Annotated in this window: 24 protein-coding genes; 13 read left to right on the top strand and 11 right to left on the bottom strand. The window is 71.6% G+C overall.

Annotated features, from left to right (window positions below; genetic code table 11):
* Positions 1-5 precede the first annotated feature (5 nt).
* Positions 6-1,502, bottom strand: coding sequence for an oligopeptide:H+ symporter (locus ABZX22_RS09040; RefSeq protein WP_354907058.1), 1,497 nt, complete (start codon positions 1,500-1,502; stop codon positions 6-8).
* A 150-nt stretch (positions 1,503-1,652) separates the two neighbouring features.
* On the opposite strand from ABZX22_RS09040, the gene ABZX22_RS09035 reads away from it, so the two are divergent.
* From ABZX22_RS09035 to ABZX22_RS09025, 3 genes are all read left to right on the top strand, one after another.
* On the top strand, positions 1,653-3,482 hold the full coding sequence (locus tag ABZX22_RS09035; protein WP_354907057.1) for a long-chain fatty acid--CoA ligase: 1,830 nt from the start codon (positions 1,653-1,655) through the stop codon (positions 3,480-3,482).
* Positions 3,483-3,549: 67 nt separating this feature from the next.
* Entirely contained in the window at positions 3,550-4,893 is a 1,344-nt protein-coding gene (locus ABZX22_RS09030) for a hypothetical protein (RefSeq protein WP_354907056.1), read from the top strand.
* A 114-nt stretch (positions 4,894-5,007) separates the two neighbouring features.
* Positions 5,008-5,496: a hypothetical protein gene (locus ABZX22_RS09025; RefSeq protein ID WP_354907055.1), complete on the top strand. Its 489-nt coding sequence runs from the start codon at positions 5,008-5,010 to the stop codon at positions 5,494-5,496.
* A 103-nt stretch (positions 5,497-5,599) separates the two neighbouring features.
* Here ABZX22_RS09025 and ABZX22_RS09020 read toward each other — a convergent pair whose 3' ends face one another.
* Positions 5,600-6,808 carry a cysteine desulfurase-like protein gene (locus tag ABZX22_RS09020; RefSeq protein ID WP_354907054.1) on the bottom strand — a complete coding sequence of 403 codons (1,209 nt, stop codon included), beginning with the start codon at positions 6,806-6,808 and terminating at the stop codon, positions 5,600-5,602.
* 55 nt (positions 6,809-6,863) lie between these two features.
* Between ABZX22_RS09020 and ABZX22_RS09015 the strand changes: the two genes are divergently transcribed.
* Positions 6,864-7,724, top strand: coding sequence for an aldo/keto reductase (locus ABZX22_RS09015; protein ID WP_354907053.1), 861 nt, complete (start codon positions 6,864-6,866; stop codon positions 7,722-7,724).
* 68 nt (positions 7,725-7,792) lie between these two features.
* On the top strand, positions 7,793-9,019 hold the full coding sequence (locus ABZX22_RS09010) for a cytochrome P450 (RefSeq protein ID WP_354907052.1): 1,227 nt from the start codon (positions 7,793-7,795) through the stop codon (positions 9,017-9,019).
* Between the two features lie 49 nt (positions 9,020-9,068).
* Here the strand turns inward: ABZX22_RS09010 and ABZX22_RS09005 are convergent, their stop codons facing one another.
* Positions 9,069-9,221 (bottom strand): hypothetical protein, encoded by a 153-nt coding sequence (locus ABZX22_RS09005; protein ID WP_354907051.1) that lies wholly within the window; start codon positions 9,219-9,221, stop codon positions 9,069-9,071.
* Positions 9,222-9,323: 102 nt separating this feature from the next.
* Positions 9,324-10,481, bottom strand: coding sequence for an RtcB family protein (locus ABZX22_RS09000; protein ID WP_354907050.1), 1,158 nt, complete (start codon positions 10,479-10,481; stop codon positions 9,324-9,326).
* Positions 10,482-10,736: 255 nt separating this feature from the next.
* Here ABZX22_RS09000 and moaA point away from each other — a divergent pair, with 255 nt between their 5' ends.
* On the top strand, positions 10,737-11,726 hold the full coding sequence (moaA, locus tag ABZX22_RS08995) for a GTP 3',8-cyclase MoaA (RefSeq protein WP_354907049.1): 990 nt from the start codon (positions 10,737-10,739) through the stop codon (positions 11,724-11,726).
* Positions 11,727-11,755: 29 nt separating this feature from the next.
* Here the strand turns inward: moaA and ABZX22_RS08990 are convergent, their stop codons facing one another.
* Both ABZX22_RS08990 and ABZX22_RS08985 read right to left on the bottom strand, forming a co-directional pair.
* Positions 11,756-12,421, bottom strand: a complete 666-nt coding sequence (locus ABZX22_RS08990; RefSeq protein ID WP_354907048.1) for a GntR family transcriptional regulator — start codon at positions 12,419-12,421, stop codon at positions 11,756-11,758.
* Positions 12,418-13,539: a CoA transferase gene (locus ABZX22_RS08985; protein ID WP_354907047.1), complete on the bottom strand. Its 1,122-nt coding sequence runs from the start codon at positions 13,537-13,539 to the stop codon at positions 12,418-12,420. Before ABZX22_RS08985 ends, ABZX22_RS08990 begins: the two co-directional genes overlap by 4 nt.
* A gap of 66 nt (positions 13,540-13,605) precedes the next feature.
* Here ABZX22_RS08985 and ABZX22_RS08980 point away from each other — a divergent pair, with 66 nt between their 5' ends.
* Positions 13,606-14,766 carry an acyl-CoA dehydrogenase family protein gene (locus ABZX22_RS08980; protein WP_354907046.1) on the top strand — a complete coding sequence of 387 codons (1,161 nt, stop codon included), beginning with the start codon at positions 13,606-13,608 and terminating at the stop codon, positions 14,764-14,766.
* Positions 14,767-14,820: 54 nt separating this feature from the next.
* Positions 14,821-15,663 (top strand): NTP transferase domain-containing protein, encoded by an 843-nt coding sequence (locus tag ABZX22_RS08975; RefSeq protein ID WP_354907045.1) that lies wholly within the window; start codon positions 14,821-14,823, stop codon positions 15,661-15,663.
* A gap of 258 nt (positions 15,664-15,921) precedes the next feature.
* Here ABZX22_RS08975 and ABZX22_RS08970 read toward each other — a convergent pair whose 3' ends face one another.
* Positions 15,922-16,236: a DUF3099 domain-containing protein gene (locus ABZX22_RS08970; protein WP_354907044.1), complete on the bottom strand. Its 315-nt coding sequence runs from the start codon at positions 16,234-16,236 to the stop codon at positions 15,922-15,924.
* A 99-nt stretch (positions 16,237-16,335) separates the two neighbouring features.
* Between ABZX22_RS08970 and ABZX22_RS08965 the strand changes: the two genes are divergently transcribed.
* Entirely contained in the window at positions 16,336-16,548 is a 213-nt protein-coding gene (locus ABZX22_RS08965) for a dodecin (protein WP_354907043.1), read from the top strand.
* Positions 16,549-16,637: 89 nt separating this feature from the next.
* Positions 16,638-17,801 carry a linear amide C-N hydrolase gene (locus ABZX22_RS08960; RefSeq protein ID WP_354907042.1) on the top strand — a complete coding sequence of 388 codons (1,164 nt, stop codon included), beginning with the start codon at positions 16,638-16,640 and terminating at the stop codon, positions 17,799-17,801.
* 21 nt (positions 17,802-17,822) lie between these two features.
* Here ABZX22_RS08960 and ABZX22_RS08955 read toward each other — a convergent pair whose 3' ends face one another.
* Positions 17,823-19,178, bottom strand: a complete 1,356-nt coding sequence (locus ABZX22_RS08955; RefSeq protein ID WP_354907041.1) for a metallopeptidase TldD-related protein — start codon at positions 19,176-19,178, stop codon at positions 17,823-17,825.
* Positions 19,179-19,192: 14 nt separating this feature from the next.
* Positions 19,193-20,686 (bottom strand): TldD/PmbA family protein, encoded by a 1,494-nt coding sequence (locus tag ABZX22_RS08950; RefSeq protein WP_354907040.1) that lies wholly within the window; start codon positions 20,684-20,686, stop codon positions 19,193-19,195.
* A 77-nt stretch (positions 20,687-20,763) separates the two neighbouring features.
* Between ABZX22_RS08950 and fabG the strand changes: the two genes are divergently transcribed.
* Positions 20,764-21,459 carry a 3-oxoacyl-ACP reductase FabG gene (gene fabG / locus ABZX22_RS08945; protein ID WP_354907039.1) on the top strand — a complete coding sequence of 232 codons (696 nt, stop codon included), beginning with the start codon at positions 20,764-20,766 and terminating at the stop codon, positions 21,457-21,459.
* A 2-nt stretch (positions 21,460-21,461) separates the two neighbouring features.
* On the top strand, positions 21,462-22,226 hold the full coding sequence (fabI, locus tag ABZX22_RS08940) for an enoyl-ACP reductase FabI (RefSeq protein WP_354907038.1): 765 nt from the start codon (positions 21,462-21,464) through the stop codon (positions 22,224-22,226).
* A gap of 64 nt (positions 22,227-22,290) precedes the next feature.
* On the opposite strand, the gene ABZX22_RS08935 is transcribed toward fabI, so the two are convergent.
* Entirely contained in the window at positions 22,291-23,181 is an 891-nt protein-coding gene (locus tag ABZX22_RS08935; RefSeq protein WP_354907037.1) for a hypothetical protein, read from the bottom strand.
* 216 nt (positions 23,182-23,397) lie between these two features.
* Positions 23,398-24,345, bottom strand: a complete 948-nt coding sequence (locus ABZX22_RS08930) for an aldo/keto reductase (protein ID WP_354907036.1) — start codon at positions 24,343-24,345, stop codon at positions 23,398-23,400.
* 101 nt (positions 24,346-24,446) lie between these two features.
* On the opposite strand from ABZX22_RS08930, the gene ABZX22_RS08925 reads away from it, so the two are divergent.
* The gene (locus tag ABZX22_RS08925; protein ID WP_354907035.1) at positions 24,447-25,133 is read left to right on the top strand and encodes a histidine phosphatase family protein; all 687 of its coding nucleotides are present in this window, start codon (positions 24,447-24,449) and stop codon (positions 25,131-25,133) included.
* Positions 25,134-25,139: the final 6 nt, after the last annotated feature.

The raw sequence follows: 25,139 nt of genomic DNA, 5'->3' as shown, positions 1-25,139 counted from the left end.
AAAGGTCAGTGTGTCAGTGCCTGCCCCGGTGCCACGTCCTCGTCACCCATCAACGCCTTCAGCCTGCCCACGAACATCAGCAGGAACAGGCCGGCGGCCAGGGCGATGCCGCCCAGCACCAGGTAGTACTGCGGGAGCGTCAGGAAGGCGGTCAGCCGGTAGGTCTGGCCGCCGATGGCGTCGCCGAGCGCGGCCGCCAGGAACCACACGCCGAGGATCTGGCCCTTGAAGTGGTGGGGGGCGAGTTTGGTGGACACCGACAGGCCCACCGGGCTGAGCGTCAGCTCGCCGATCGTCTGCATGAGGTACATGACGACCAGCCACAGGATGGAGACCTTGACCCCGGCGGCGGCGACGGTGGCGGCCGAGGCGAGCACCACGAAGCTCAGGCCCGCCATGAACAGGGCGAAGGTGAACTTCATCGGGCTGCTCACCCTGCTTCCCCACCGGGTCAGCCAGAGCGCCGCGAAGATCGGCGAGAAGACGATCACGAACAGCGAGTTGAGGTTCTGGGTCCAGCCCGCGGGAATCGTGAACCCGAAGAACTCCAGGTCCACGCTCTTCATGGCGAAGTTGGTCACCGGCCCGGGGGCCAGGTCGAAGATCATCCAGAAGATGACGGCGGCGCAGAACAGCCAGATGTAGGCGCCGAACCTGCGCCGCTCCAGCGGGGTGATGCCGTGGCCGCCGTGGATGATGTAGCTGAGGTAGAAGATCGTGACCAACGCGATGATCGCGGTCACCGTCCAGGTGATGCCGTCCTCGGTGAACAGGCCCGCCGCGCTCAGCAGCGCCGCGATGACGGCGAGCGCGGCGATGGCGGCCAGCACCCACCTGACGGCCACCCGCCGCTCGGCCGGCGTCAGCGGCTGCGGCACCCGCTCGCCCGCGCCGTGCAGGCTCCGCTTGCCCAGGACGTACCAGGTCAGGCCGAAGGCCATGCCGACCGCGGCCGCGCCGAAGGCCAGGTGCCAGTGGGAGTCGCCGGCCAGGACGGGGGTGAGGCTGATGCCCGCCAGCGCGCCGATGTTGATGCCCATGTAGAACAGCGAGAAGCCGGAGTCGCGGCGGGCGTCCTCGTCCTCCCGGTAGAGGTAGCCGACCATGCCGGAGACGTTCGGCTTGAGCAGGCCGGTGCCGGAGACGATGAGCAGCAGGCCGAGGTAGACGAAGAAGGGACCCCTCACCGGCAGGGCCATGCTGATGTGGCCGCACATGATGATGACGCCACCCAGCAGCACGGCCCTGCGCGCGCCGAGCACCCGGTCGGCCACCCAGCCGCCGGGCAGCGCGGTCAGGTACACCATGCCCTGGTAGACGCCGAGGATCGCGAACGCCGTGGCCTCGGGCAGGCCGAGGCCGTTGCGGACGGGCGGGGCCATGAGGAAGGCGGCCAGGATGGCGCGCATGCCGTAGAAGCTGAAGCGCTCCCACATCTCGGTGCCGAACAGCGTGGCCAAGCCCCACGGATGTCCGAAAAAGGTCTTGTCTGCCGTCCTCATCCCGTCCCCCCGGTGACGCGGCGCATGTGGTCGACAACTGGTGGTGATGGCGCGTTCTTGTCCCCTGCCCAGGTCTTGTCGGTGGGTAACGCCGTGTGATGCGATGCATGCCACTCATGCAAGTGGGCACTGACATGGAGGGCGCGCGTCATGGCCGATGTCCTTGAGGTACAGGCCGAGATCCTGCGGGAGATCGCCGGCCGTACGGTATGTGAGCAGCTCAAGCAGATCGCCGAGCGGTACCCGGACTCACCCGCCTACTCCGACCCCGTCGAGGGCGGCTGGAGCACGCTCACCTACGGCCGGGCCAGGCAGCGGGTCCTGGAGATCGCCGCCGGCTTCCTCGCGCTCGGCATGGAGCCAGGCGACGCGGTGGCGCTGATGATGGTCAACCGCAGCGAGCACGTGCTGGCCGACCTCGGCGCGGTCCACGCGGGCGGCACGTCCTGCTCGGTCTACTCGACCTTCGCCCCCGACCAGATCGCCTTCGTCGCCGACAACGTGGGCGCCAGGTACGCCGTCCTCGGCGGCCCCGCCGACCTGGCCCGCTGGGAGCCCGTCCTCGACCGGCTGCCGGACCTGCGCAGGATCATCCTGCTGGACGGCACGTCCTCCACCGACCGCTTCCTGAGCTGGGACGACTTCCTCGAGCTCGGCCGGGCCAGGCTCGCCGTCGACCCCGCGGCCGTCGAGGCCCGCTGGCAGGCGGTCGGCGCCGACGACGTGCTCACCGTCCTGTACACCTCCGGCACCACCGGCATGCCCAAGGGCGTGCCGCTCACCCACGCCAACGTCTTCTACGAGTGCGCCGCCACCGACCGCATGACCGCCCTGCCCCTGCAGGGCACCCAGATCTCCTACCTCACCTACGCCCACATCGCCGAGCGCGTCCTCAGCCTCTACCTGCCGCTGACCAAGGTCTCCCACGTGCACTTCTGCACCGACCTGGCCGCCCTCGGCGCCACGCTCGGCCAGGTGCGGCCGATGATGTTCTTCGGGGTGCCACGGGTGTGGGAGAAGATGATGGCCAAGCTCCAGGCCCTGCTGGCCACCCAGCCCGAGGAGCAGCAGCAGAAGGCACGCCAGGCCATGGCCGCGGGCCGCGCCTACATCGAGGCCGGCCAGTACGGCCGGGCCGTCACCCCCGAGATCCAGGCCGCCTTCGAGGCCGCCGACGCCGCGTTACTGTCGGTCGTCCGCGGCATGATCGGCTTCGACCGCGCCGAGTGGACCGCCACCGGCGCGGCCCCCCTGCCCGACGACGTGCAGGGCTTCTTCGCCGGGCTCGGTCTGCGCGTCATCGACGTGTACGGCATGACCGAGACCACCGGCGCCTTCACCGCCAACAGTCCCGCCTGCTACAAGCTGGGCACCGTCGGCAGGCCCGAACCGGGCGTCGAGGTGCGCATCGCCGAGGACGGCGAGATCCTCACCCGCAGCCCGCTCAACACCGGCGGCTACCTCGGCAGGGCGGCCGAAGAGCTGATCGACGAGGACGGCTGGCTGCACACCGGCGACATCGGCACCGTCGACGACGACGGCTTCTACCGGGTGGTCGACCGCAAGAAGGAGCTCATCATCACCGCCGGCGGCGAGAACATCTCGCCCGCCGCGATCGAGAACCACCTCAAGGAGCACCCGCTCATCGGCCAGGCGCTCGCCTACGGCGACAACCGGCCCTACCCCGTGGCCGTCCTCACCCTCGACGGCGAGGTGGCCCCCGGCTGGGCGCAGGCCCAGGGCATCGCGTTCACCACGCTGGCCGAGCTGGCCGAGCACCCCGACGTGGTCAAGACGGTCGAGACGGCCGTCGAGGCGGCCAACGCGAAGCTGGCCAGGGTGCAGCAGGTCAAGAAGTGGGCGCTGCTGCCTCACGAGTGGACGGCCGAGACCGCCGAGCTGACCCCGAGCCTCAAGCTCAAGCGCAGGGTGATCCACGCGAAGTACGCCGAAGTGATCGAGGGCCTCTACTCCGGGTGACACCTTTGCCAACAGGGGCGTGTGTCTCGCCCCTGGGCATTGCCGGGCGGTTCCTACCGTCCAACTCATGACCAAGACAGTCCTGCTCACATCGCTGGTGGCGGGGACACTGACCGGTCCCGCTCTGGTCGAGGCGCCTGCCCCCCTCGCGATCAAGGAAATCACGATCCGTCCCGGCGACCCCGTGGTGGGGCCGCACGGCTCGGTGAAGCTGGTGATCGACGTCGTGGCCAGCGGAGCCGAGGAGAACGGCGTGACCATCAAGGTCGAGCCGGGCGCTCCGCCGGGCCCGGTACTCGGCCGTAAGCCCGTCGGGGGCGGCAGGCTCCCCGGCCCCGTGTCCCAGGCGCCGGTGGCGAGGCTGGCGCTGGTACCCCTGAACGTCCACCAGCCCGCGGCAGGTGTCCTGTCGCCGGAGGAGGTCTCTCCCGCGTTCGCGGCACCGAAGCCCCCCGTGGCGCCACCGCCCGCCGACGAGGGGGGCGAGGGCCGCGTCCAACTCCCGCGCGCGAAGCGCCCGTCCACCGAGGGCGTGATAGGAGGGGCGATCTCCTGGCCGGGCGAGCCGCCACCCCCGCACCCGGGAGAGCCCTGGTTCGAGCCCTCGGCCGCGACCGACTCCACGACCGACGCCGCGACTGACTCCGCGACCGACGCCGCGGCTGATTCTGCGGCTGAACCTGCGGCCGACTCCACGGCCGATTCCACGGTCGAGCCCGCAGCAGACTCCACGGCCGACTCCGTAGCCGCCGACGCCACAACCGATGCCACAACCGACGCCGCGGCCGACGCCGCGGCCGACACTGCAGCCGACCCGGCGACCGACGCCGCGACCGACACCGCGACCGATTCCACGAGTGGGTCCGCGGGTGACCTCGCGGGGGCGCCGGACCCCTCGTCCGAGCCGGCACCGGAGCAGGAGCCCGCGCCGTCCGCCGGTCCGGACGGAGAGCCCGTCGACCGTGACGGGAGGTGGGAGACCTGGCGCTTCCTGCCCACCCAGCCTCTGAACCGCTTCTATCCCGCGGGCGCCTGGACCATCACGGCCACCGCCACGGCGGACGACGGCACCAGCGTCACCGCCTACGCCACCTTCAACCTGCGCCGCGAGACCAAGCTCAGCTCGGTGCGCGTGAGCGACGCGGGCCCGGCGCGGGGCGTACGGCTGAGCGGGTCGCTGCACCGGGTCGACCCCAGCGGCGTCTCGGACTTCGCGCCGTTCGCCAGGCAGCGGCTGGAGATCCTCTACCGCCAGGACGCCGACGCAGACTGGCGTCCCGTCGGAGTCGTGACCACCGGCGAGACCGGACGCTTCGACCGGCGCCTGCCGGGCCGGGAGCGCGGCATGTGGCGGGTCCGCTACGGGGGAACCGACACCTACGCGGCCGAGCAGGCCAGAACCCAGCGCTGAGCCGGCGTTACCCGATCGTTAGCTTCTTTACTGCAACTTTTCTTTACCTTGACTCGTCGGTGGTGGTGACGCACTCCGTCCCGAGCGCGTCTTCAACGGGGAGAGGAAGTTCAGATGATGCGACGACTCGCCGCCGGCGCGGTGGCCGCCGCGCTCGGCGCCTCGGTGCTCGCGACCACGGGCACCGCGCTCGCCGATCCCGGCTACGACCGCGACCCCGACTGGGACGGCGGCCACACCAGGCTGTCGCTCGACGTCGGTCCTGAGCCCGCGTGGAAGGGCCGCGGCATCTCGATCGAGGGCAAGCTCTCGGTCGAGTGCGAGGAGGACTACATCGACGGCTTCGTCGTGGTCCGCCACGCCGACCACTGCAAGCAGGCGGGCGGCTGGAAGCGGCTGGGCGGCAAGAACATCGAGATCCTGTTCAGGCCGGACGGCTCCGGCCGCTGGGAGCACGTCGACACGGTCAGGACCGGGCGCGACGGCTACTTCTACACGCGCGAGCGCGCCTGGACCTCGGGCACGTGGCGCGCGGTGTTCGAGGGCGCCTGGTACCTCGAGCCGGCCGAGGCCACCGACTGGGTGAAGGTCGTCGGCCACTAGCCGGTGATCGCAGGAGCCCCGGCCCCGGCCGGGGCTCTTGTCTTTCCCGCGGAGTCCCTTCCGGTCAGGTGTCCTCGCCGGTGAAGTTCCTCCCGCCCCGCTATCACGGGCGGGACAGCTCGTCCAGGGCCTCCAGCAGCCGGTCGATCTCCGCCCGGTCGTTGTAGTGGACCAGCCCCGCCCGCACCGCCGACCCGGTGTCCCTGATGCCCAGCGCCTTCGTGGGCTCCCACGCGTAACAGTGGCCGTCCCACACGTTGACCTTCCGCGCGGCCAGGTGCTCGGCCACCCGGCGCGGTGAGTGGCCCGCCACGGTGAAGTAGGCGGTGGCGGTGCGCCGCCGCGGGGCGCCGACCAGCCGTACCAGGGGCAGCGCGGCCAGGCCCTTGAGCAGGTGGGCGAGCTCGGCCTGCTCGTAGGCGGCGACGGCCGACATCGAGGCGAGGATCCGCGCTCTGCGCGGGCCCGCGGTGTCAGGGTCGAGGGCGGCCAAGTGCTCCACGGCCGCGCGCACGCCCGCCAGGTCGGCGAAGGGCAGCGTGCCCGTCTCGAACCTGGCGGGCACCTCGTCGGGCGAGCAGGCGAGCTTGTCCGGCCGTAGCGAGTCGAGCAGCGACGGGGCGGCGACCACCGCTCCGACGTGGGGGCCGCACCACTTGTAGGCGCTGGTGGCGTAGAAGTCGGCGCCGAGAGCCGCCATGTCGACGGGACCGTGCGGGGTGGCGTGCACGCCGTCCACGTAGACCAGCGCGCCCGCGCCGTGGGCGACGGCGGCGATCTCGGCCACGTCCGGGATCGTGCCGAGCACGTTGCTGGCCGCCGTCACCGCCACCAGCCTGGTCCGCTCGGTGACCAGCCGCCGGTACTGCTCGGCGGGCAGCTCGCCCGACGGCACCACGATGTCCGCGTACCTCACCACGGCGCCCGCGCGCTCGGCCGCCTGCACCCACGGGCGCACGTTGGCGTCGTGGTCGAGCCGGGAGACGACCACCTCGTCGCCCTCGGCCCAGGTTCTGGCGAGCGTGGCGGCGAAACGATAGGTCAGCGTGGTCATGTTGGCGCCGAACACCACGCCGCCGGCCTCGCCGCCCACCAGGTCGGCCACCGCGGCGCGGGCCCCGGCCACGATCGCGTCGGAGCGGGCGCTCGCGTCGAACGCGCCGTGCGCGTTGCCGATGCCGGCCCGGTAGGCGCCCGCGATCGCGTCGATCACCGTCCGCGGCACCTGGGTGCCGGCCGCGGCGTCCAGCCATGCGTGCCCGTCGGAGAGAGCGGGGTACAGCGCGCGTACCCGAGTCACGTCGAAGCTCATGAATCACCATCCTGCGCTTGCCCTGGACCGAACTCCAGCCGCGAGGATGGTGCCCATGAGGAACCGATCCATCGCCGACGTCACCGTCAGCGCCATCGGCCTGGGCGCCATGCCCATGTCGGTCGCCGACCACATGCCCGACGAGGCGCGCTCCATCAGGACCATCCACGCCGCCCTCGACGCGGGCGTCACGCTGATCGACACCGCCGACGCGTACGCGCCCACCACCGCGGAGCTCGGCCACAACGAGCGGCTCGTGGCCAAGGCCCTGGCGTTGTGGAGCGGCGACCGCGACGCCGTCCTGGTGGCCACCAAGGGCGGCCACACCCGCACACCCGGCGACGGCTGGGGCCTGAACGGCAGCCGCGCCTACCTGCGCCAGGCGTGCGAGCGGTCGCTGAAGGCCCTCGGTGTGGAGGCCATCGGGCTCTACCAGCACCACCGGCCCGACCCGGCCGTGCCGTACGAGGAGAGCATCGGGGCGCTGCGCGACCTGCTCGACGAGGGCAAGATCCGCCTGGCGGGCATCTCCAACGCCGACCCCGCGCAGATCAGGCAGGCCCACGACATCCTCGGCGGACGGCTGGCGAGCGTGCAGAACGAGTACTCGCCCCGCTTCCGCACCAGCGAGCCGGAGATCGACGTGTGCGCCGAGCTGGGGGTGGCGTTCCTGCCGTGGTCGCCCCTCGGCGGCATCTCGGCCGCCGCCGGGCTGGGCGCCGCGCACGCCGCCTTCAACGAGGTGGCGGCCGAGCGCGGGATCTCGCCGCAGCGGGTGTGCCTGGCGTGGGAACTGGCCCGCAGCCCCGCCGTCATCCCCATCCCGGGCGCCAGCCGTCCGGAGAGCATCCTCGACTCGGCGGCCGCCGCCGACCTGACCCTGACGCCGGACGAACTGGCCCGCCTCGGCCGTTGACCGTGGGCATCGCCCCGCATACGTTCCGCATGGGCCGCCTTCGCGCCGCCCGGACCGGAGGGAATGCGATGACCGCCGAACCCGACCCGCACCGGCAGACCTGGCCCGACATCGTGCCCGGACCGCTGGGCACGCCCCCGCCGGAGTTCGCCCGCCGCCGCGCGGAGGGACCGCTGGACCCGGCCGCGATGCCCAGCGGCGACCTGGTCCCCGTCGCCGTGCGGTACGAGGACGTGCGCACCCTGCTGGGGTCGGCTGCCTCCAGCCGCAACCTGCGCCTGCCGGGGCTGCCTCGGCTGGTGAGCGGCATGGGCATCGACGACGACCCGGACGCGCTGATCAACCAGGATCCGCCGGAGCACACCCGCTACCGGCGGATCATGCACGCGGCCTTCACCCCCCGCCGCACCGAGCCGTGGCGGCCCCGGATCGCGAGGATCGCCGGAGAACTGCTCGACGAGCTGGGCGAGGAGTTCGACCTGGTGGCCGCCTTCGCCGTGCGGCTGCCCGGCCAGGTCGTCTGCCGGCTGCTCGGCGTGCCCCACGCCGACTACGACCGGTTCGTGACGTGGACGGACATGTTCCTCACCACCTCCACGGCGACCGGGCAGGCCCGCCACCGCGCCTACACCGAGTTCATGGCCTACGCCGCCGACCTGGTCGCCCGGCATCGCGCGCGACCCGGCGACGATCTCATCGACCTGCTCGTCCAGGCCAGGGACGACGAGGACCGGCTGACCGAGGGGGAGCTGGTCAACACGGTCTTCTCGCTGATCACCGCCGGGCACGAGACGACCGCCTCGATGGTCTCCCGCGGCGCCTTCCGCCTCATGCTGCACCGCGCGCAGTGGGAGGAACTTGTCGCCCGGCCGGACCTGGCGGCCGGCGCGGCCGAGGAGATCCTGCGCTACGACGGGCCGCCGGCCAGCGCGTTCATGCGCAGGATGACGAAGGACGTCGAGGTGTCCTGCGGCACCCTGCCGGCCGGCTCCGTCGTGCTGCCGAACCTCAACGCCGCCAACCACGACCCGAGCGCCTTCCCCGACCCGGAGCGCTTCGACATCCACCGCTTCGGAGCGCAGCCGCCCCACCCGCACCTGGCCTTCGGGTACGGCCCGCACCGCTGCCTGGCCGCCGCGCTGGCCAGGGTGGAGCTCACCGAGGCGGTCCGGGCCCTGGCGGTCAAACGTCCCACGCTGCGGCTGGCGGTCCCGGCCGAGGCGGTCGAGTGGAGCGACGGGCTGACCTACCGTCCCGTCGCGTTACCGGTCACCTCGGCCGCCCCCGGGTCCTGAACCCCGCCGACGCGCCCCCGGCCGGGACCCACGACGGAGGTGGACGGGGTCAAAGGGTTGCCCGGGATGTCCGGCCTCTGGAGAAGGTCTTGTCGTTGGCGCGCGAATAGCCGGTCAGGGTCAGCCGGGTGCCGGGCAGCGTCCACGTCTTCCACTGCCGGAACGGATGCCCACGCTCCAGGCGCTCGGGATGCGTGATCATGGCGAGGAGAAGATCTTTCCCGTGAAGTTCGATTTCGACAGCGTAAAAGCCGAAAAGACGCCCCCGCCGCGATAATGGGCGAGGGCGTCCCGTTCAGGAATGTCATCCCTTGTAGTTGAAGATTTGCCGCAACGTGTGCTGCACCTCCACCAGATCCTTCTGGTCCGCCATCACCTGGTCGATGGACTTGTAGGCGTCAGGGTGCTCGTCCACCAGCGCGGCGGCCCGGTCCGCGTTCCAGGTGCGGCCGCTCATCGCCGCCGTCAGGGACGCCGCCGACAGCTCCCGCTTCGCCTTGGTGCGCGACATGCGGCGGCCCGCGCCGTGGGAGCAGGAGTTGTACGACTCGGGGTTCCCACGGCCGCGCACGATGTACGAGCGCGTCCCCATCGAGCCGGGGATGACGCCTTCGTCGCCCCTGTCGGCCTTGATGGCGCCCTTACGGGTGATCCACAGCGACTTGCCGTAGTGGGTCTCCTGCTGGGTGAAGTTGTGGTGGCAGTTGATCGTGCGCACCCGCTGACCCATGCCGACGACCCTGAACAGGGCGTTGATCAGGACCTTGTCCATCCGGGCGCGCGAGGCCATGGCGTAGCGCTGGGCCCACAGCATGTCCTCGATGTAGGCGGTGAACTCCGGAGTGTTCTGGACCAGGTAGGCCAGGTCCGGGTCCTCCAGGCCGATCTCCTGCTTCTTCATCAGCTTCTTGGCGCCCACGATGTGCATCGTGGCCAGCTGGTTGCCGATGCCACGCGAGCCCGAGTGCAGCACCGTCCAGACCCGGTCACGCTCGTCGAGGCAGACCTCGACGAAGTGGTTGCCGGAGCCGAGGGTCCCGAACTGGTCGGACACCTTCTTGGTCAGCCGCTGGTCGAGGTCGGTGTGGGGCAGGCCGAGGTCGCCGAGGGCAAGGTCCACTGACGGGTCGTCGTGGCCCTTGCCGACGCCGGCGGGGATGCGGCGCTCCACCATCGGCATCAGCGCGGCCAGGGTGTCGGGCAGGTCGGCGGCGGTGAGCGTCGTCTCCGTGGCCACCATGCCGCAGCCGATGTCCACGCCGACGGCCGCCGGGATGATCGCGTTCTTGGTGGGGATCACCGAGCCGACGGTCGCACCGATGCCGACATGGGCGTCCGGCATGAGAGCGACGTGGCCGGAGACGATTGGCAGGCGAGCGGCACGAGCGGCCTGCATGATCGCGCCTTCGTCGATCTCGCTGGCCCACGACAGCAGGTTGGGTGCGGGCTGGTTCGGCGACATGAGAACAATCTCCTTACTGGTTCTTGATCAGTGTGGCGTGACCAGAAAGGAAATCCCACTCATTTTATCTTTTCGCCGACGCTCACTCCGCCGACGATATTCGGCACCGGTGCGGGTACGCCCGAAACCGCATGGCCGAGCCGGCCGTACCCGGGGTCATGGCCGACGCACGGACGGGGCGGGCTCGGTTCCACGTGGCGCCATGGAATAGGCTGAACACGTGTTCCCCTCGATGAGCTAGGAGGTGACCGCCCAGTGCTGAAGGACTCGTTCGGCCGGGTGGCGACCGACCTTCGGGTGTCCCTCACGGACAAGTGCAACCTGCGCTGCTCCTACTGCATGCCGCCCGAAGGCCTCGACTGGATGCCCAACGCCCAGTTGCTGACCGCCGACGAGATCGTCCGCCTGGTCACCATCGGGGTCGAACGCCTCGGCATCACCGAGGTGCGCTACACGGGGGGAGAGCCGCTGCTGCGCCGCGAGCTGGTCGACATCGTCGCCCGCACCTCGGCGCTGGCGCCCAGGCCGCAGATCTCCGTCACCACGAACGGCATCGGCCTGGCCAGGCTCGCCACCCCGCTGGCCGAGGTGGGCCTCGACCGGGTCAACGTCTCCCTCGACACCCTCGACCGCGAGACGTTCAAGCGCCTGGCCCATCGCGACAGGTTCGCGGACGTCATCGCGGGCCTCGAGGCGGCCGAGCGGGCGGGGCTGCGGCCGGTCAAGGTCAACACGGTGCTCATGCGCGGCGTCAACGAGCACGAGGCCGTGCCGCTGCTGCGCTTCTGCCTCGAGCGCGGCTACGAACTGCGCTTCATCGAGCAGATGCCGCTGGATGCCCAGCACGGCTGGAGCCGGGCCGACATGGTCACGGCCGACGAGATCCTCGCCCTGCTCGCCGCCGACTTCGACCTGTGCCCCGACGACCTGGAGGAGCGGGGCAGCGCGCCCGCCGAACGCTTCCTCGTCGACGGCGGCCCGGCGCGGGTGGGCGTGATCGGCTCGGTGACGCGCCCGTTCTGCGGAGCCTGCGACAGGGTACGGCTGACCGCCGACGGCCAGATCCGCAACTGCCTGTTCGCCAGGGAGGAGTCCGACCTCAAGGCGGCGCTGCGCGACGGCGCCACCGACGAGGAACTGGCCGAGCGCTGGATCGCCGCGGTCCGCGGCAAGCGCGCCGGCCACGGCATCGACGACCCGTCGTTCCTGCAGCCGGTCAGGCCGATGTCGGCCATCGGAGGCTGATCAGCCGCCGGTAGGAGTCGCCGCCGGTGTCAGCCGTCGAGGACCGCCGACAGGGCGGCGACCGCGTGCGCGCGGTGCTCGTCGAGCAGGCGCACCGCGGTGTCGGCGTCGGCGGCCCGCAGCGCGCCGAGCACCGCGCGGTGCTCGCTCACGACCCGCTCCCTGTTGCCCCCGTCGCCGTAGTACATCGACCGGTAGGCGTCGGTGGTGTCCCACAGCGTCCTGATCAGCCGCACCAGCCGGGGCATCCCGGCGCACTCGAAGAGCGTCAGATGGAAGACCCTGTTGGCCGCCGCCATCTCCTGCACCTCGCCCGCGGCGGCGGCCCGCTCCACCTCGTCCTGCGCCCGTTCGAGCCGCGCCAGATCGCCGGCGGTCAGGCGGGGGACGGCCCGCCGTACCGCCTCCTCCTCCAGCAGTTCCCTGATGCGGTAGACCTCGCGCAGGTCGTCGAGCGAGAGCGTCTCGACGAAGTAGCCGCGATGCGCCTGGTAGGTGACCAGGCCCTCGCCGTGGAGCGTCTTCAGCGCCTCCCGCAGCGGCACCCTGCTGACGTCGAACTCCTCGGCCAGCGCGTCCTGCCTGATCGGGCTGCCGGGGCGCAGCCTGCCCGTGGTGATGGCCCTGCGGAGCTCGCCGAGCACGAACTGCTGGGCCGTGGGCGGCCGGCGGCGTTCTTCCTCGAGCGGGCTCATCGCCCCAATATCTCACGGACCCAGTCGGAGTCCTGCCCGAGCGCGGGCGGCCGCAGCCGGTAGGCGGCGGGCGTGGCCCCGAGTCCCACCGGGTTGGCCACCTGCCCGTCGACCACCGGCTCGAACCCGAGCGAGGCGGCCAGCTCGAAGGCGCCGGCCACGTCGTTGATGGGCCCGCACGGCACGCCCGCCGCGGTGAGCGCCGCGAACCACTCGTCGGCGCTCCGCCCGGCCAGCGCCGCCGACAGTTCGGGCACCAGAAGGTCACGGGCCCGCACCCGGGCGTCGTTGGTGGCGTAGCGGGCGTCGGCGGCCAGGTCGTCGCGGCCGAGCACCGCGCACAGCGCGCGGAACTGCCGGTCGTTGCCGGCGGCGATGACGATCGGCCGGTCGGCGGCCTCGAACACCTCGTACGGCACGATGCTGGGATGCCTGTTGCCCATCGCGTGCGGCACCACGCCCGCCGCGGCGTAGGCCGAGGCGTGGTTGGCCAGCGCCGACAGCAGCGAGGTCAGCAGCGTCACCTCGACGCGCTGGCCCTGCGCCGTCCGGTCCCTGTGGCGCAGCGCGGCCAGGATCCCGAAGGCCGCGTGCAGCCCGGTGATCACGTCGACCAGCGCGACGCCGGTCTTGGTGCCCTGGCCCTCGGGCTCGCCCGTCACGCTCATCAGCCCGCCGACCGCCTGGACGACCAGGTCGTAGCCGGGCAGGTCGGCCCCCTTGCCCGCGCCGAACCCGGTGACCGAGCAGTAGACCAGGCCGGGGTTGAGCTCGCGGACCGCCTCGTAGCCCAGCCCCATGCGCTCCATCGTGCCCGGCCTGAAGTTCTCCACCAGCACGTCCGCCCTGGCCACCAGCGCCCGCGCCACCTCCAGGTCGTCCGCGTCGCGCAGGTCGAGGGCGATCGAGCGCTTGTTGCGGTTGACGCCGAGGAAGTAGGTCGCCTGCCCGTCGGCGTACGGCGGGCCCCATGCCCTGGTGTCGTCGCCGCCCTCGGGCCGCTCCACCTTCACCACGTCGGCGCCCATGTCGCCGAGCAGCATCGTGGCGTACGGGCCGGCCAGCACCCTGCTGAAGTCGGCCACCAGCAGTCCGGACAGCGCTCCTGAAGTCTCCATAGGCAGGGCAGCCTATGCTGTGCCATGTTGGATATTCAATATTGGATCCAATCTGGAGGCTCCGCCATGCACCCCACCGCCCTGTTCGCCGTCGACGGACTGCTGACCGAGGAGGAGCGCGAGATCAGGAGCACGGTCCGCCGCCTGTGCGACCGCGAGCTGCGCCCGCACCTGACCCAGTGGTTCGAGGACGGCGCCATCCCCGCGCGCGAGCTGGCCCGCACGTTCGGCGGACTGGGGCTGCTCGGCATGCACCTGGAAGGGTACGGCTGCCCGGGTCTCGGCGCGGTCTCCTACGGCCTGGCCTGCCTGGAGCTCGAGGCCGCCGACTCCGGCCTGCGCAGCCTGGTGTCGGTCCAGGGCTCCCTCGCCATGTACGCCATCTGGCGCTACGGCAGCGAGGAGCAGAAGAACGCGTGGCTGCCCGCCATGGCGGCGGGCGAGCGTATCGGCTGCTTCGGCCTGACCGAGCCCGACTTCGGCTCCGACCCGGCCCGCATGCGCGCCGGCGCCAGGCGCGACGGCGGCGACTGGGTGCTGAACGGCACCAAGATGTGGATCACCAACGGCTCGGTCGCCGACGTGGCCGTCGTGTGGGCGCAGACCGAGGAGGGCATCCGCGGCTTCCTCGTCCCCGCCGGCACGCCCGGCTTCACCACCAGGGACCTGAAGCACAAGGTGTCCCTGCGCGCGAGCGTCACCAGCGAACTGGTCCTCGACGAGGTACGGCTGCCGCGCGAGGCCGTGCTGCCGGGCGCCCGCGGCCTGTCGGGACCGCTGCGGTGCCTGAACGAGGCCAGGTTCGGCATCGTGTTCGGCGCGATGGGCGCGGCGCTCGACTGCCTGGAGACGGCGCTGGCCTACGCGGGCGAGCGGGAGGTCTTCGCCAGGCCGCTGGCCGCCTTCCAGCTCACCCAGGACAAGCTCGCCGACATGGCCCTCGAGCTCGGCAAGGGGCTGCTGCTCGCCGTCCACCTCGGACGGCTGAAGGAGGCGGGCACGATCACCCCCGAGCAGGTGAGCGCGGGCAAGCTCAACAACGTGCGCGAGGCGCTGGAGATCGCCAGGACGTGCCGGACCATCCTGGGGGCCAGCGGCATCACCCTGGAGTACCCGGTGATCCGGCACGCGGTGAACCTGGAGTCGGTGCTCACCTACGAGGGCACCTCGGAGATCCACTCCCTCGTCCTGGGCAAGGCGCTGACCGGCCACGCGGCCTTCGCCTGACGGTCCCCGGCGGGGACCGTGTGATCACCCCGGCGGACGCCGTACGGTGTGCACATGGGGCATGACGCGATCATTCTCGCGGGCGGCGCGGCGCGCCGGATGGGCGGCAGGGACAAGCCGGGCCTGCGGCTCGGCGGCAGGACGCTGCTCGAACGGGTCGCCGCCGCCGTGCCGGAGGCGGAGCGCGTCGTGGTGGTGGGCCCGCCGCGCGATCTGCCCGGCGTGCTGTTCACCCGCGAGGAGCCCGAGGGCGGCGGCCCTGTGCCGGCGCTGCGGGCGGGCCTCGACCTGGTGGCGGCCCCGTGGGTGGTGCTGCTGGCCGGTGACCTGCCGCTCATGGAGCCCGCCTGCGTGACCGCCCTCCTCCAGGCCGCCGCCCCCGACCGCGCCCCCGCCGCTCCGGATCCGGGGCGCGTGCCGGGCGGGCAGAGGGTGGGCGCGGTGCTGGTCGACGACGAGGGGCGCGAGCAGTGGCTGGCCGGGGCGTGGCGCACCGCGCCGCTGCGCGCGGCGCTCGCCGCCTACGAGGGCCGCTCCCTGCACGGCCTGCTGGCCCCCCTCGACCCGGTACGGCTGCGCCTGCCGGGAACCCCGTGGCTCGACTGCGACACATTGGACGATCTTCGAAAGGTGGCACAGATGAACGTGTTGGCCGAGTGGACCGCACTGGCCTGCAAGGAACTGGGCGTCGACCCTTCCCGGGTCGACAGGGACCTCGTCCTGGAGCTGACCAAGGAGGTCGCCCACGGCGTCGCCCGCCCCGCCGCCCCGCTCACCGCCTACCTGCTCGGCCTCGCCCAGGGCATGGGCACCGCGCCGGAAGACGCCGTCGAACGGATCACGACGCTGGCCCGTAACTGGGAACGCGCCACGACAGAGACCTTGACCGACGACTGAAGATCCCGGTCAAGCTGAAGATTTGCTGTGAACCCGCCGGCAAACGATTTTGGGAAAGCAGGCCTATCCAACCGGCGGGCCGCAACGAAATTGGGGGAGAAAAGGGCGATGCCGGGTGGTTACGGGGGCAAACCACCCGGCATCGCTTCATCGGCGTTCCGACGGGGGCCCGGAACGCCGGCACCAGCACTCCGACGGGGGACCGGAGCGCTTGGCTAAAGCGTACACCTACTACCCGTGGGATGCGTCAAGACTTAGTCACGACCCGATCTCGCGTCGGTGATGCGGTATCTCGCCTTGGTCATGGGAGGGGTTGGAAAAGGTCGGAGGCGGCGCATCTCTTCCCCGCTCATTGGCACCTATAACCGCTATGTATGGCAAAAAGACGGCCCCGGCGATGAACAGCAGCCGGTACGGCCACGGGACAGGAACCACGACCGCCAGGATCAGGCAGATCGTCCGGATGCCCATCTGGATGAGGTAGATCTTTTCCCGGCGGTGGATGTCCGCACTCAGGGACGGCCGGGCGTCGGTCACCCTGTGCACGTCCTTCTGGCGGCGCCAGCGCTTCACACCTTCCACCGTAGACCTCGGACGGCGCCGGCGCGATGAGCCCCATGAACGGTACGGCTGGTCATGCGATCATGGCTTTCAGGTAAGGGAGGAGCAGCTATGTCGGATCGAACGTATCGGGTGACCGAGATAGTCGGCACGTCGGGGGAGAGCCTCGATGACGCCATCCGCAACGGCATCCGCAGGGCCTCGCAGACGCTGCGTCACCTCGACTGGTTCGAGGTGACGGAGATCCGCGGACACATCGACCAGGGGGAGATCGCCCACTACCAGGTGGGCATGAAGGTGGGCTTCCGGCTCGAGGACGCCTGATCTCTGTCACCGTTTCGTGGGAGGCGTGACTTCGCCGGGTTCGCGGGGCACACTGCGGTACCAAAAGGGCTCGGCGAAGGGATCACGTGATGGCACCGCTCCTCCGCATCGGCTCGCGGTCGTTACCGGGCGCGGGTCACGGAGCCGTCCGCGACGACAGCCGGGCAGCCGCCCGCGGCTACAGCCGCGGGACCGGCCAGGGCACCGGCGTCAGGGCCGGCCGTGACAGGGGCCGCGGGGCCCGCTCGCTGCTGGCCGCGCTGGCGCTGGCCGTACCGCTGGCGACGGGCTGTTCCAGCGTCCCCGTGACCGGCCGGGCCGCCTCCCCCGCACCGAGCGCCCAGCACCCGAGCGAGCAGAAGGGGGCGGCCACGTCCTCGCCCGTCCTGCGCCAGACGCCCGACCAGATCGCCCGCACCTCCGCCAGCATCAGGCAGCTCGACGACCTGCCCATGTACGAGATGACCTTCGACGGCGGCTACGACGCCGAGGCGCCGCTCACCGAGGACGAGCTCGCCCGCAAGGCCGACGGCTGGGCGTGCTCGCTGTTCCTGCGCGGCACCGAGTTCGGCCGCAACTTCGACTGGGACCCCAACCCGGCGATCGTCGTACGGGCCGACCCGCCCGACGGCTACGCCTCCCTGTCGATCGCCGACGCCTCCTACCTGCTCGGCTCGTCCGCCGCCCCCGACCTGTCCGACCCCGTCCAGCGGCGGCGGCTCGGCCACGCGGTGCTGGCCCCCTTCGACGGCATGAACGAGAAGGGCCTGGCGGTGGGCCTGGCCACCACGCCCACCGCCGAGCTGCCCGCTCCCATGCCGGACCGGCCCACGCTCGGCAGCGTGCGGATCATGCGGGTGCTGCTCGACCGGGCCGCCACCGTGAAGGAGGCGCTGGCCCTGATGCGCACCTACAACGTCGACTTCACCGGCGGGCCCCAGGTGCACTACCTGATCGTCGACAAAAGCGGCGACTCGGCCGTCGTCGAGTACGGCAAGGGCAGGATGAACGTGGTCGAGGACCGCGTGCTGACCAACTGGAGCGTCGTCAGCGGCACGCCCGACGACCGCCACACCAGGCTGACCAGAACCATCGACTCCAAGACCGACGGCCTCGAGCTGCTCAAGAGCGTCGCCCAGGGCCACACCCGCTGGTCGGTCGTCTACGACCTCGCGGCGGGAACGGCCAGGCTGGTCACCGGCAAGCGCTGGGGCAAGGTGCACACGCTGTCGCTGGCCCGCCCGCAGGAGTGAGCCCTCCGGGCGGGCCGGCGCTCAGTTGGCCTGGCTGACCGTCGACATGTTGAAGTCGGGCACCCGCACCGGCGGCATGATCGCGCGGGTGAAGTAGTCGTTCCACTCGCGCGGCAGCGTCTGCCGGCTCTCGCCGATCTCGCTCACGCGGCCGAGCAGGTCGACCGGGCTCTCGTTGAACCTGAAGTTGTTCACCTCGCCGACGACCTCGCCGTGCTCGACCAGGTAGACGCCGTCGCGGGTGAGCCCGGTCAGCAGCAGCGTCTGCGGGTCGACCTCGCGGATGTACCACAGGCAGGTCACCAGCAGCCCGCGCGCGGTGGAGGCGATCATCTCCTCCAGCGTCCGGCCGCCGTCGCCGCCGCGCATGATCAGGTTGTCGACCGCGGGCGTCACGGGCAGGCCGCTCAGCTCGGCCGAGTGGCGGGTCTGCAGCAGCGCCGACAGCGTGCCGTCCTTCACCCAGTCGGTGGCCGCCAGCGGCAGGCCGTTGTCGAAGACCGAGCTGCGGCGGCTGGAGGCGTGGGCGGTGACGAACGGCGCGCACTCGATGCCCGGCGCGAGAGGATCGCTGGTGAGCGTGACCGGCAGCGGCGACAGCCGCTCGCCGACGCGGGTGCCGCCGCCCGGCCTGGAGAAGACGGTGCGGCCGTCGAGGGCGTCGCGGGCGCCCGACGACCACAGCAGGTAGATCATCAGGTCGGCGACCGCGCTCGGCGGCAGCAGTGTCTCGTAGCGGCCCGCCGGCAGGTCGATCCTGTTCTTGGCCCACTCCAGGCGCTGGGCCAGCGAGGAGTCGAGCCCGGCCACGTCGACGTCGGAGAAGTCGCGGGTGGCGACCCCCGACCAGGCCGAGCGCTTGAGGTCGGCCGACTTGGCGTTCAGCTCCAGGCGGCCCGTCGGCTGGTCGTGGCGCAGCCGCAGCCCCGTGGAGGAGCCGAGGAAGGTGGAGGTCAGGGTGTGCTCGGCGAAGCCGTACAGCTTCCTGCCGCCCGCCTCGGCCGCGGTGAACGTCTCGCCGAGCGCGGGCGCGAAGTCGCCGAACACGCCGATCGAGGTGGGCCGTACCGGGTCGGCCCAGGTGGCGCTCGTCGCCGCGCCCTCGACCAGCGGCCTGGCGTCCTCGGCGGGCTGGGCCTCGCGCGCCGCCGCGTCGGCCGCCGCCACGACCTCGGCCAGCTGCTCGGGCCGTACGGCCGCGCGCGACAGCACGCCGACGCGCCCGTCCACGATCGAGATCACGGTCAGCTGGGCGGACCTGGCCACGCCGTTGGTGGTCAGCGTGTTGCCCGCGAAACGCAGGTTGGCCGTCGACCCCTCGTCCGCGATGACGACGCAGTCGTCGGCCTGGGAGAGCTCCAGCGCCCTCTCGACCATTTCCTGAGGAGACGTCACTTTCCACCCTCCTGGACGGTGTTGAGGATCCTGACATGGCGGAACAGCGCCGAGGGACAGCCGTGGCTGACCGGGGCGACCTGGCCCGGCTGGCCCTTGCCGCAGTTGAAGGCGCCGCCGAGCACGTAGGTCTGCGGCCCGCCCACGGCCTCCATCGAGCCCCAGAAGTCGGTCGTGGTCGCCTGGTAGGCGAAGTCGCGGACCTGGCCCACGACGGCGCCGTGCTCGATGCGGAAGGCCCGCTGGCCGGTGAACTGGAAGTTGTAGCGCTGCATGTCGATCGACCAGCTCTTGTCGCCGACGATGTACAGGCCGCGCTCGACGCGGCCGATCAGCTCCTCGGTGGAGGGGCCGTCGGGCTCGGGCCGCAGCGAGACGTTGGCCATGCGCTGGATCGGCATGTGGCCGGGCGAGTCGGCGAAGGCGCAGCCGTTGCTCGCCCCGAGGCCCCTCATCAGCGCCATCCTGCGGTCGAGCTGGTAGCCGACCAGGATGCCGTCCCTGACGATGTCGAACTCGCGGGTGGCCACCCCCTCGTCGTCGTAGCCGACCGTCGACAGGCCGTGCTCGACCGTCCGGTCGCCGGTGACGTTCATCACCGGCGAGCCGTACACCAGCGAGCCGAGCTGGTCGAAGGTGGCGAAGCTGGTGCCGGCGTAGGCCGCCTCGTAGCCGAGGGCCCGGTCGAGCTCGGTGGCGTGGCCGATCGACTCGTGGATCGTCAGCCACAGGTTCGACGGGTGGATCACCAGGTCGTACTCGCCGGCGTCGACCGACGGCGCGGCCAGCTTCTCGGCCAGCAGCTCGGGAAGGGCGGCCAGCTCCGACTGCCAGTCGTAGAAGCCGCCGGTCAGGTACTCGTAGCCGCGGCCGACCGGCGGCGCGATCGTCGACATGTCGTCGAAGCCGTCGGGGCCGGCCTTCATGGCGTTCAGCTCGGGATGCACCCTGACCCGCTGCTGGGTGGTGACCGTGCCGGCGGTGTCGGCGTAGAACTTCTGCTCCTTGACCTGCAGGAGCCGGGCGCTGACGTGGTCGGCGCCCTTCAGCAGCCCGGCCGACCAGTCGGCCAGCAGCGCGACCTTCTCCTTCTGCGGCACCGAGAACGGGTCGATGTCGTAAGGGGAGACCCAGGTGACATCGCCGTGGACCGGCTCGGGCGCCAGCTCGATGGGCTCCCTGTTGATCGGGGCGCTCACCTCGGCCACCGCCACGGCCTGCGCGGCCACCTCGGCGGCCGCCTCGGGCGTGAGCACCAGGCCGGCCGCGAAGCCCCACGTGCCGTTCTTGACCACCCGTACGGCGTAGCCGAGGTCGTCGGCGTCCATGGCCCCTTCGAGCCTGGCGTCGTACAGGGCGAGCGTCTCGGCGCGCACGCGCTCGAGCCGGAAGTCGGCGTGGGAGGCGCCGAGGTCGCGGGCGCGCTGGAGCGCGGCGTCCGCGAGCTGCCTGAGCGGCAGGGCGAGGAAGTCGGGATCGATCTGGCGCATGTCAACGATCCTAGCCCTGTGATCTTGTGCCACCCGGACAAGCGGATACCGGCCGGTAGGAGATAGCGTCAGGTGCCATGGCACGCTCTGTACTCGTCACCGGCGGCAATCGCGGCATCGGCCTCGCGATCGCCCGCGAACTCGCCGCGGCAGGCGACAACGTCGCGGTCACCTACCGATCGGGCGAGCCGCCCGAGGGCCTGTTCGGCGTCCGCTGCGACGTGACCAGCGCGGAGGATGTCGATGCGGCCTTCGCCAAGGTGGAGGCCGAGCAGGGTCCGGTCGAGGTGCTCGTCTCCAACGCCGGCATCACCAAGGACACCCTGCTGGCGATGATGAAGGAAGACACCTTCACCGACGTCATCGACGCCAACCTCACCGGCGCCTACCGCGTCGCCAAGCGCGCGATCAGGCCGATGATGAAGCTCAAGCGCGGCCGCATCATCCTCATCTCCTCGGTCATCGCGATGCTCGGCCAGGCCGGCCAGTCCAACTACGCCGCCTCCAAAGCGGGCCTGATCGGCTTCGGCCGCTCCCTCGCCCGCGAGTACGGCTCGCGCGGCATCACGGTCAACGTCGTCGCCCCCGGCTTCGTCCAGACCGACATGACCGCCGACCTCGACCACGAGGCGATCGTCAAGAACATCCCGCTGGGCCGCCAGGCGTCCCCCGCGGAGGTCGCGCGTGTCGTCCGCTTCCTGGCCGGCGACGACGCCTCCTACATCACCGGGGCAGTGATCCCCGTCGACGGCGGACTCGGAATGGGGCACTGATCATGGGCATCCTCGAAGGCAAGCGCATCCTCGTCACCGGCGTCCTCACCGACGCCTCCATCGCCTTCTCCGTGGCCAAGCTGGCCCAGGAGCAGGGCGCCACGGTCGTGCTGACCGGCTTCGGCCGCCTGTCGCTCGTCGAGCGCATCGCCAAGCGGCTCCCGCAGACGCCGCCGGTGATCGAGCTCGACGTCCAGAACGACGAGCACCTCGACACCCTGGCCGCCCGCGTCGGCGAGCACGTCGACGGCCTCGACGGCGTCGTCCACTCCATCGGCTTCGCCCCGCAGACCGCGCTCGGCGGCAACTTCCTCAACACCACGTGGGAGGACGTCTCCACGGCCCTCCACATCTCCACCTACTCCTACAAGTCGCTCGCGGTCGCCTGCCTGCCGTTGATGAAGGAGGGCGGCGCCGTCGTCGGACTCGACTTCGACGCCACCAAGGCGTGGCCCGTCTACGACTGGATGGGCGTGGCCAAGGCGGGCCTGGAGTCGGCCAACCGCTACCTGGCCCGCGACCTCGGCAAGCAGGGCATCAGGGTCAACCTCGTGGCCGCCGGCCCGCTGCGCACGATGGCCGCCAAGTCGATCCCCGGCTTCAAGGAGTTCGAGGACAGCTGGCCGGAGAAGGCGCCGCTCGGCTGGGACCTGGCCGACACCGAGGCGGCCGCCAAGGCGTGCGTGGCGCTGATGTCCGACTGGTTCCCCGCCACCACCGGCGAGATCGTCCACGTCGACGGCGGCGTCCACGCCATGGGCGCCTAGCTCCGCCGGCACCGCGAGCGGCCCGGGGCGGCCACGGCACCCGCCGGAGGGCGCCGACCCCGGGTCAGGCCAGGCGGTGGCGCCCGCCGCCGACGCGCATCGGCTCGAACGGGATCGACTCGGGACGCTCCTCGCGGCCCCGCCGCGACTGCATCACCCTGGCCGCCAGCACCGCCGAGGCCAGCAGCACCGCGGTCAGCGTGGTGCCGAGCACGTCGGACTCGGGCTCGCTCGGCCGGACCACCTGGCCGCCGATGCGGTCGGACAGCTTCTCGGAGAAGGGCCCCGGCCACAGCAGCTCCACCCGCGGGTCGTCGGGGTCGACGGGCGCGGGCTCGGGCGGCACGACCTCACGGGTGGTCCTGAGCTGCGGCCTGCTCATGGGCGGCACCGCTGCCGCGGTGGGCGGCGTCACGGCGTCCTTGCGCCGCCTGGCAGGCGTGGCGCTGGGGGAGGGCGAAGGGCTCGCGGCGGGCTCGGCGGAGGCGGGCGGCTCGGTCGCGGGCCGTTCGACGGGGCTCAGCGCGCCCTCACCCTCGCAGGCCAGCACCGGCAGGCAGACCTCCTCCAGGGTGCTGGAGACCAGGTCGTCGCCGCGGCCGGGCCGCTGCCCGTCGGGCTCCTCGGGCGGGGTGCCGGGGGAGCGGGTGGAGGTGGAGGTGGGAGCGGGCTTGGAGGTGGGCGCCACCTCGCCCACCGGGGCGAGGACGGTGTCCGTCGTCCTGTCGACGGTCTCGGTCACCGGCGACAGCGAGTTGCCCGTGACGCCGTCGACCACGTCGGTCACCCCGTCGACCAGGTCGCACACCCCGCTGGTCACGCCGGACAGCAACCCGCCGCCGCGCTCGCAGTCGCGCGCCTGGGCCTGCGCGGAGCCGGCGCCGATCGGAAGCGCGGCCAGCGCCAGCGCGAGGAGGCCGGCCGAGACCGTGGTTCTGTGGCGTCCTGCGCCCATCTACCCCTCCTGTGTCGTTCTCCCGATGGACAGCTTTGTTGAGGCGAAGCCGTTTTCCACGCAAAGTTACGATTCGATATCGACTAGTGATACGCGAGGGTGACTCTCGTTCGGCTGCCCGGATACGCGACGAACCCGGACGCGCGAAAGACAGGCCCAGCCTACTCACGTTGATCGTCTCGGCGCATGTCCCGCACGGCCGCGCGGGCGGAGCCGTCAGTCGAGGGAGGAGACGTCGTCCAGCGCCTCGCGGATCTCGCGGGGCAGCTCCACGTCCTCCGCCTGAAGGATGCCTTTCAGCTGGGTGTGGGTGCGGGCGCCGACGATCGCCGACGAGACGCCCGGCTGGTCACGCACCCACGACAGGGCCACCGCCAGGGGGGAGACGCCGAGCCCCTCGGCGGCGGTGGTGACCGACTCGACCACCCTGCGGCAGCGCTCGTCGAGGTAGGGGCGGACGAAGTCGGCGAAGTGCGGGGTGGCGGCGCGGGAGTCGGCGGGGATGCCGGTGCGGTACTTGCCGGTCAGCACCCCTCTGCCCAGCGGCGACCAGGCCAGCACCCCGGCGCCCACGTGCTCAGCCGCGGGCAGGACCTCCCGCTCGGGGTCGCGGGCCAGCAGGGAGTACTCCACCTGCGCGGCGGTGATCGGGATCCGGCCGGGCGTCGCGCGCTGCGTCACCGCCGCCGCGGCCAGCTGCCAGCCGGAGTAGTCGCACACGCCTGCGTAGACCGCCCTGCCGGAGGAGACGATCGCGTCGAGGGCGCCCAGCGTCTCCTCCAGCGGCACCTCGGGGTCGTAGGTGTGCAGCTGCCACAGGTCGACGTAGTCGAGGCCGAGCCGGGCCAGCGAGGCGTCGACGGCGGCGATGAGATGGCGCCGCGAGGCGTCGCGCGGTCGCCGCCCGGCGGGGGTGAGCACGGCCTTGGTGGAGACGACCAGCTCCGAACGCGGCACCGCGTCCCTGAGCAGCCGCCCGAGCAGCCGCTCGGCGTCGCCGCCGGTGTAGACGTCGGCCGTGTCGATCAGGTTGCCGCCCGCCTCGGCGAAGGCGCGCAGCTGCGCCGCGGCCTCCTCGGCGTCGGTGTCCCTGCCCCAGGTCATCGTGCCGAGGCCCAGACGGGACACCGAAAGGCCGCTCCGACCGACATAGCGTTGTTCCATGAAGCTCCGGCGCTCCCATCTGTCGATCAGGGCAGGGAATCCGGCCAGGCTACCGCTCGCCCGGGCGAACAAACGTGATCGACGCCTGCAAGACTTGTCTCATGGCGACCGTCCTCCTGGCCAGACACGGCCTCACCGCTCTGACCGGTCCCGTCCTCGCCGGCTGGACTCCTGACGTCCACCTCAGCGACGCCGGCGGCGCGCAGGCCAAGGCGCTGGCCGAACGGCTGGCCGCGGTGCGCCTGGACGCCCTCGTCTCCAGCCCGCTCGACCGCTGCCAGGAGACCGCGCGGGCCGTGGCCGAGGACCGGGGCCTGGAGGTGCGGACCGACGACAGGTTCGGCGAGTGCGGCTACGGCCAGTGGACCGGACGCCCCCTGGCGGAGCTGGCCAAGGAGCCGCTCTGGCAGGTCGTGCAGTACCACCCCAGCGCGGCCGTCTTCCCCGGCGGGGAGGCGATGGCCGACGTCCAGCGCCGCGCGGTGGCCGCGGTGCGCGACTGGAACGAGCGACTGGGGGAGAAAGGCGTCTACCTGGTGTGCACGCACGGCGACGTGATCAAGGCGATCGTCGCCGACGCTCTCGGCCTCCACCTCGATCAGTTTCAGCGCATAACGGCTGATCCGGCCTCCGTGACGATCATTCGCTACACCCCCTTGCGCCCCTTTCTCCTCACCCTCAACGATGTGGGGGAATTGCGGCTCCCCGAGGGTTCGGAGGAGAAAGACGGGGGAGAAAACATCACCGGGAGCGATGCCGCCGTCGGCGGCGGATCAGGAACCACGTAAGGTCGG

Source organism: Nonomuraea sp. NPDC003804 (genome assembly GCF_040610675.1).
Classification (GTDB): domain Bacteria; phylum Actinomycetota; class Actinomycetes; order Streptosporangiales; family Streptosporangiaceae; genus Nonomuraea.
The sequence above is the reverse complement of the archived record's forward strand: the minus strand, read 5'-3'. Positions and strand labels throughout refer to the sequence as shown.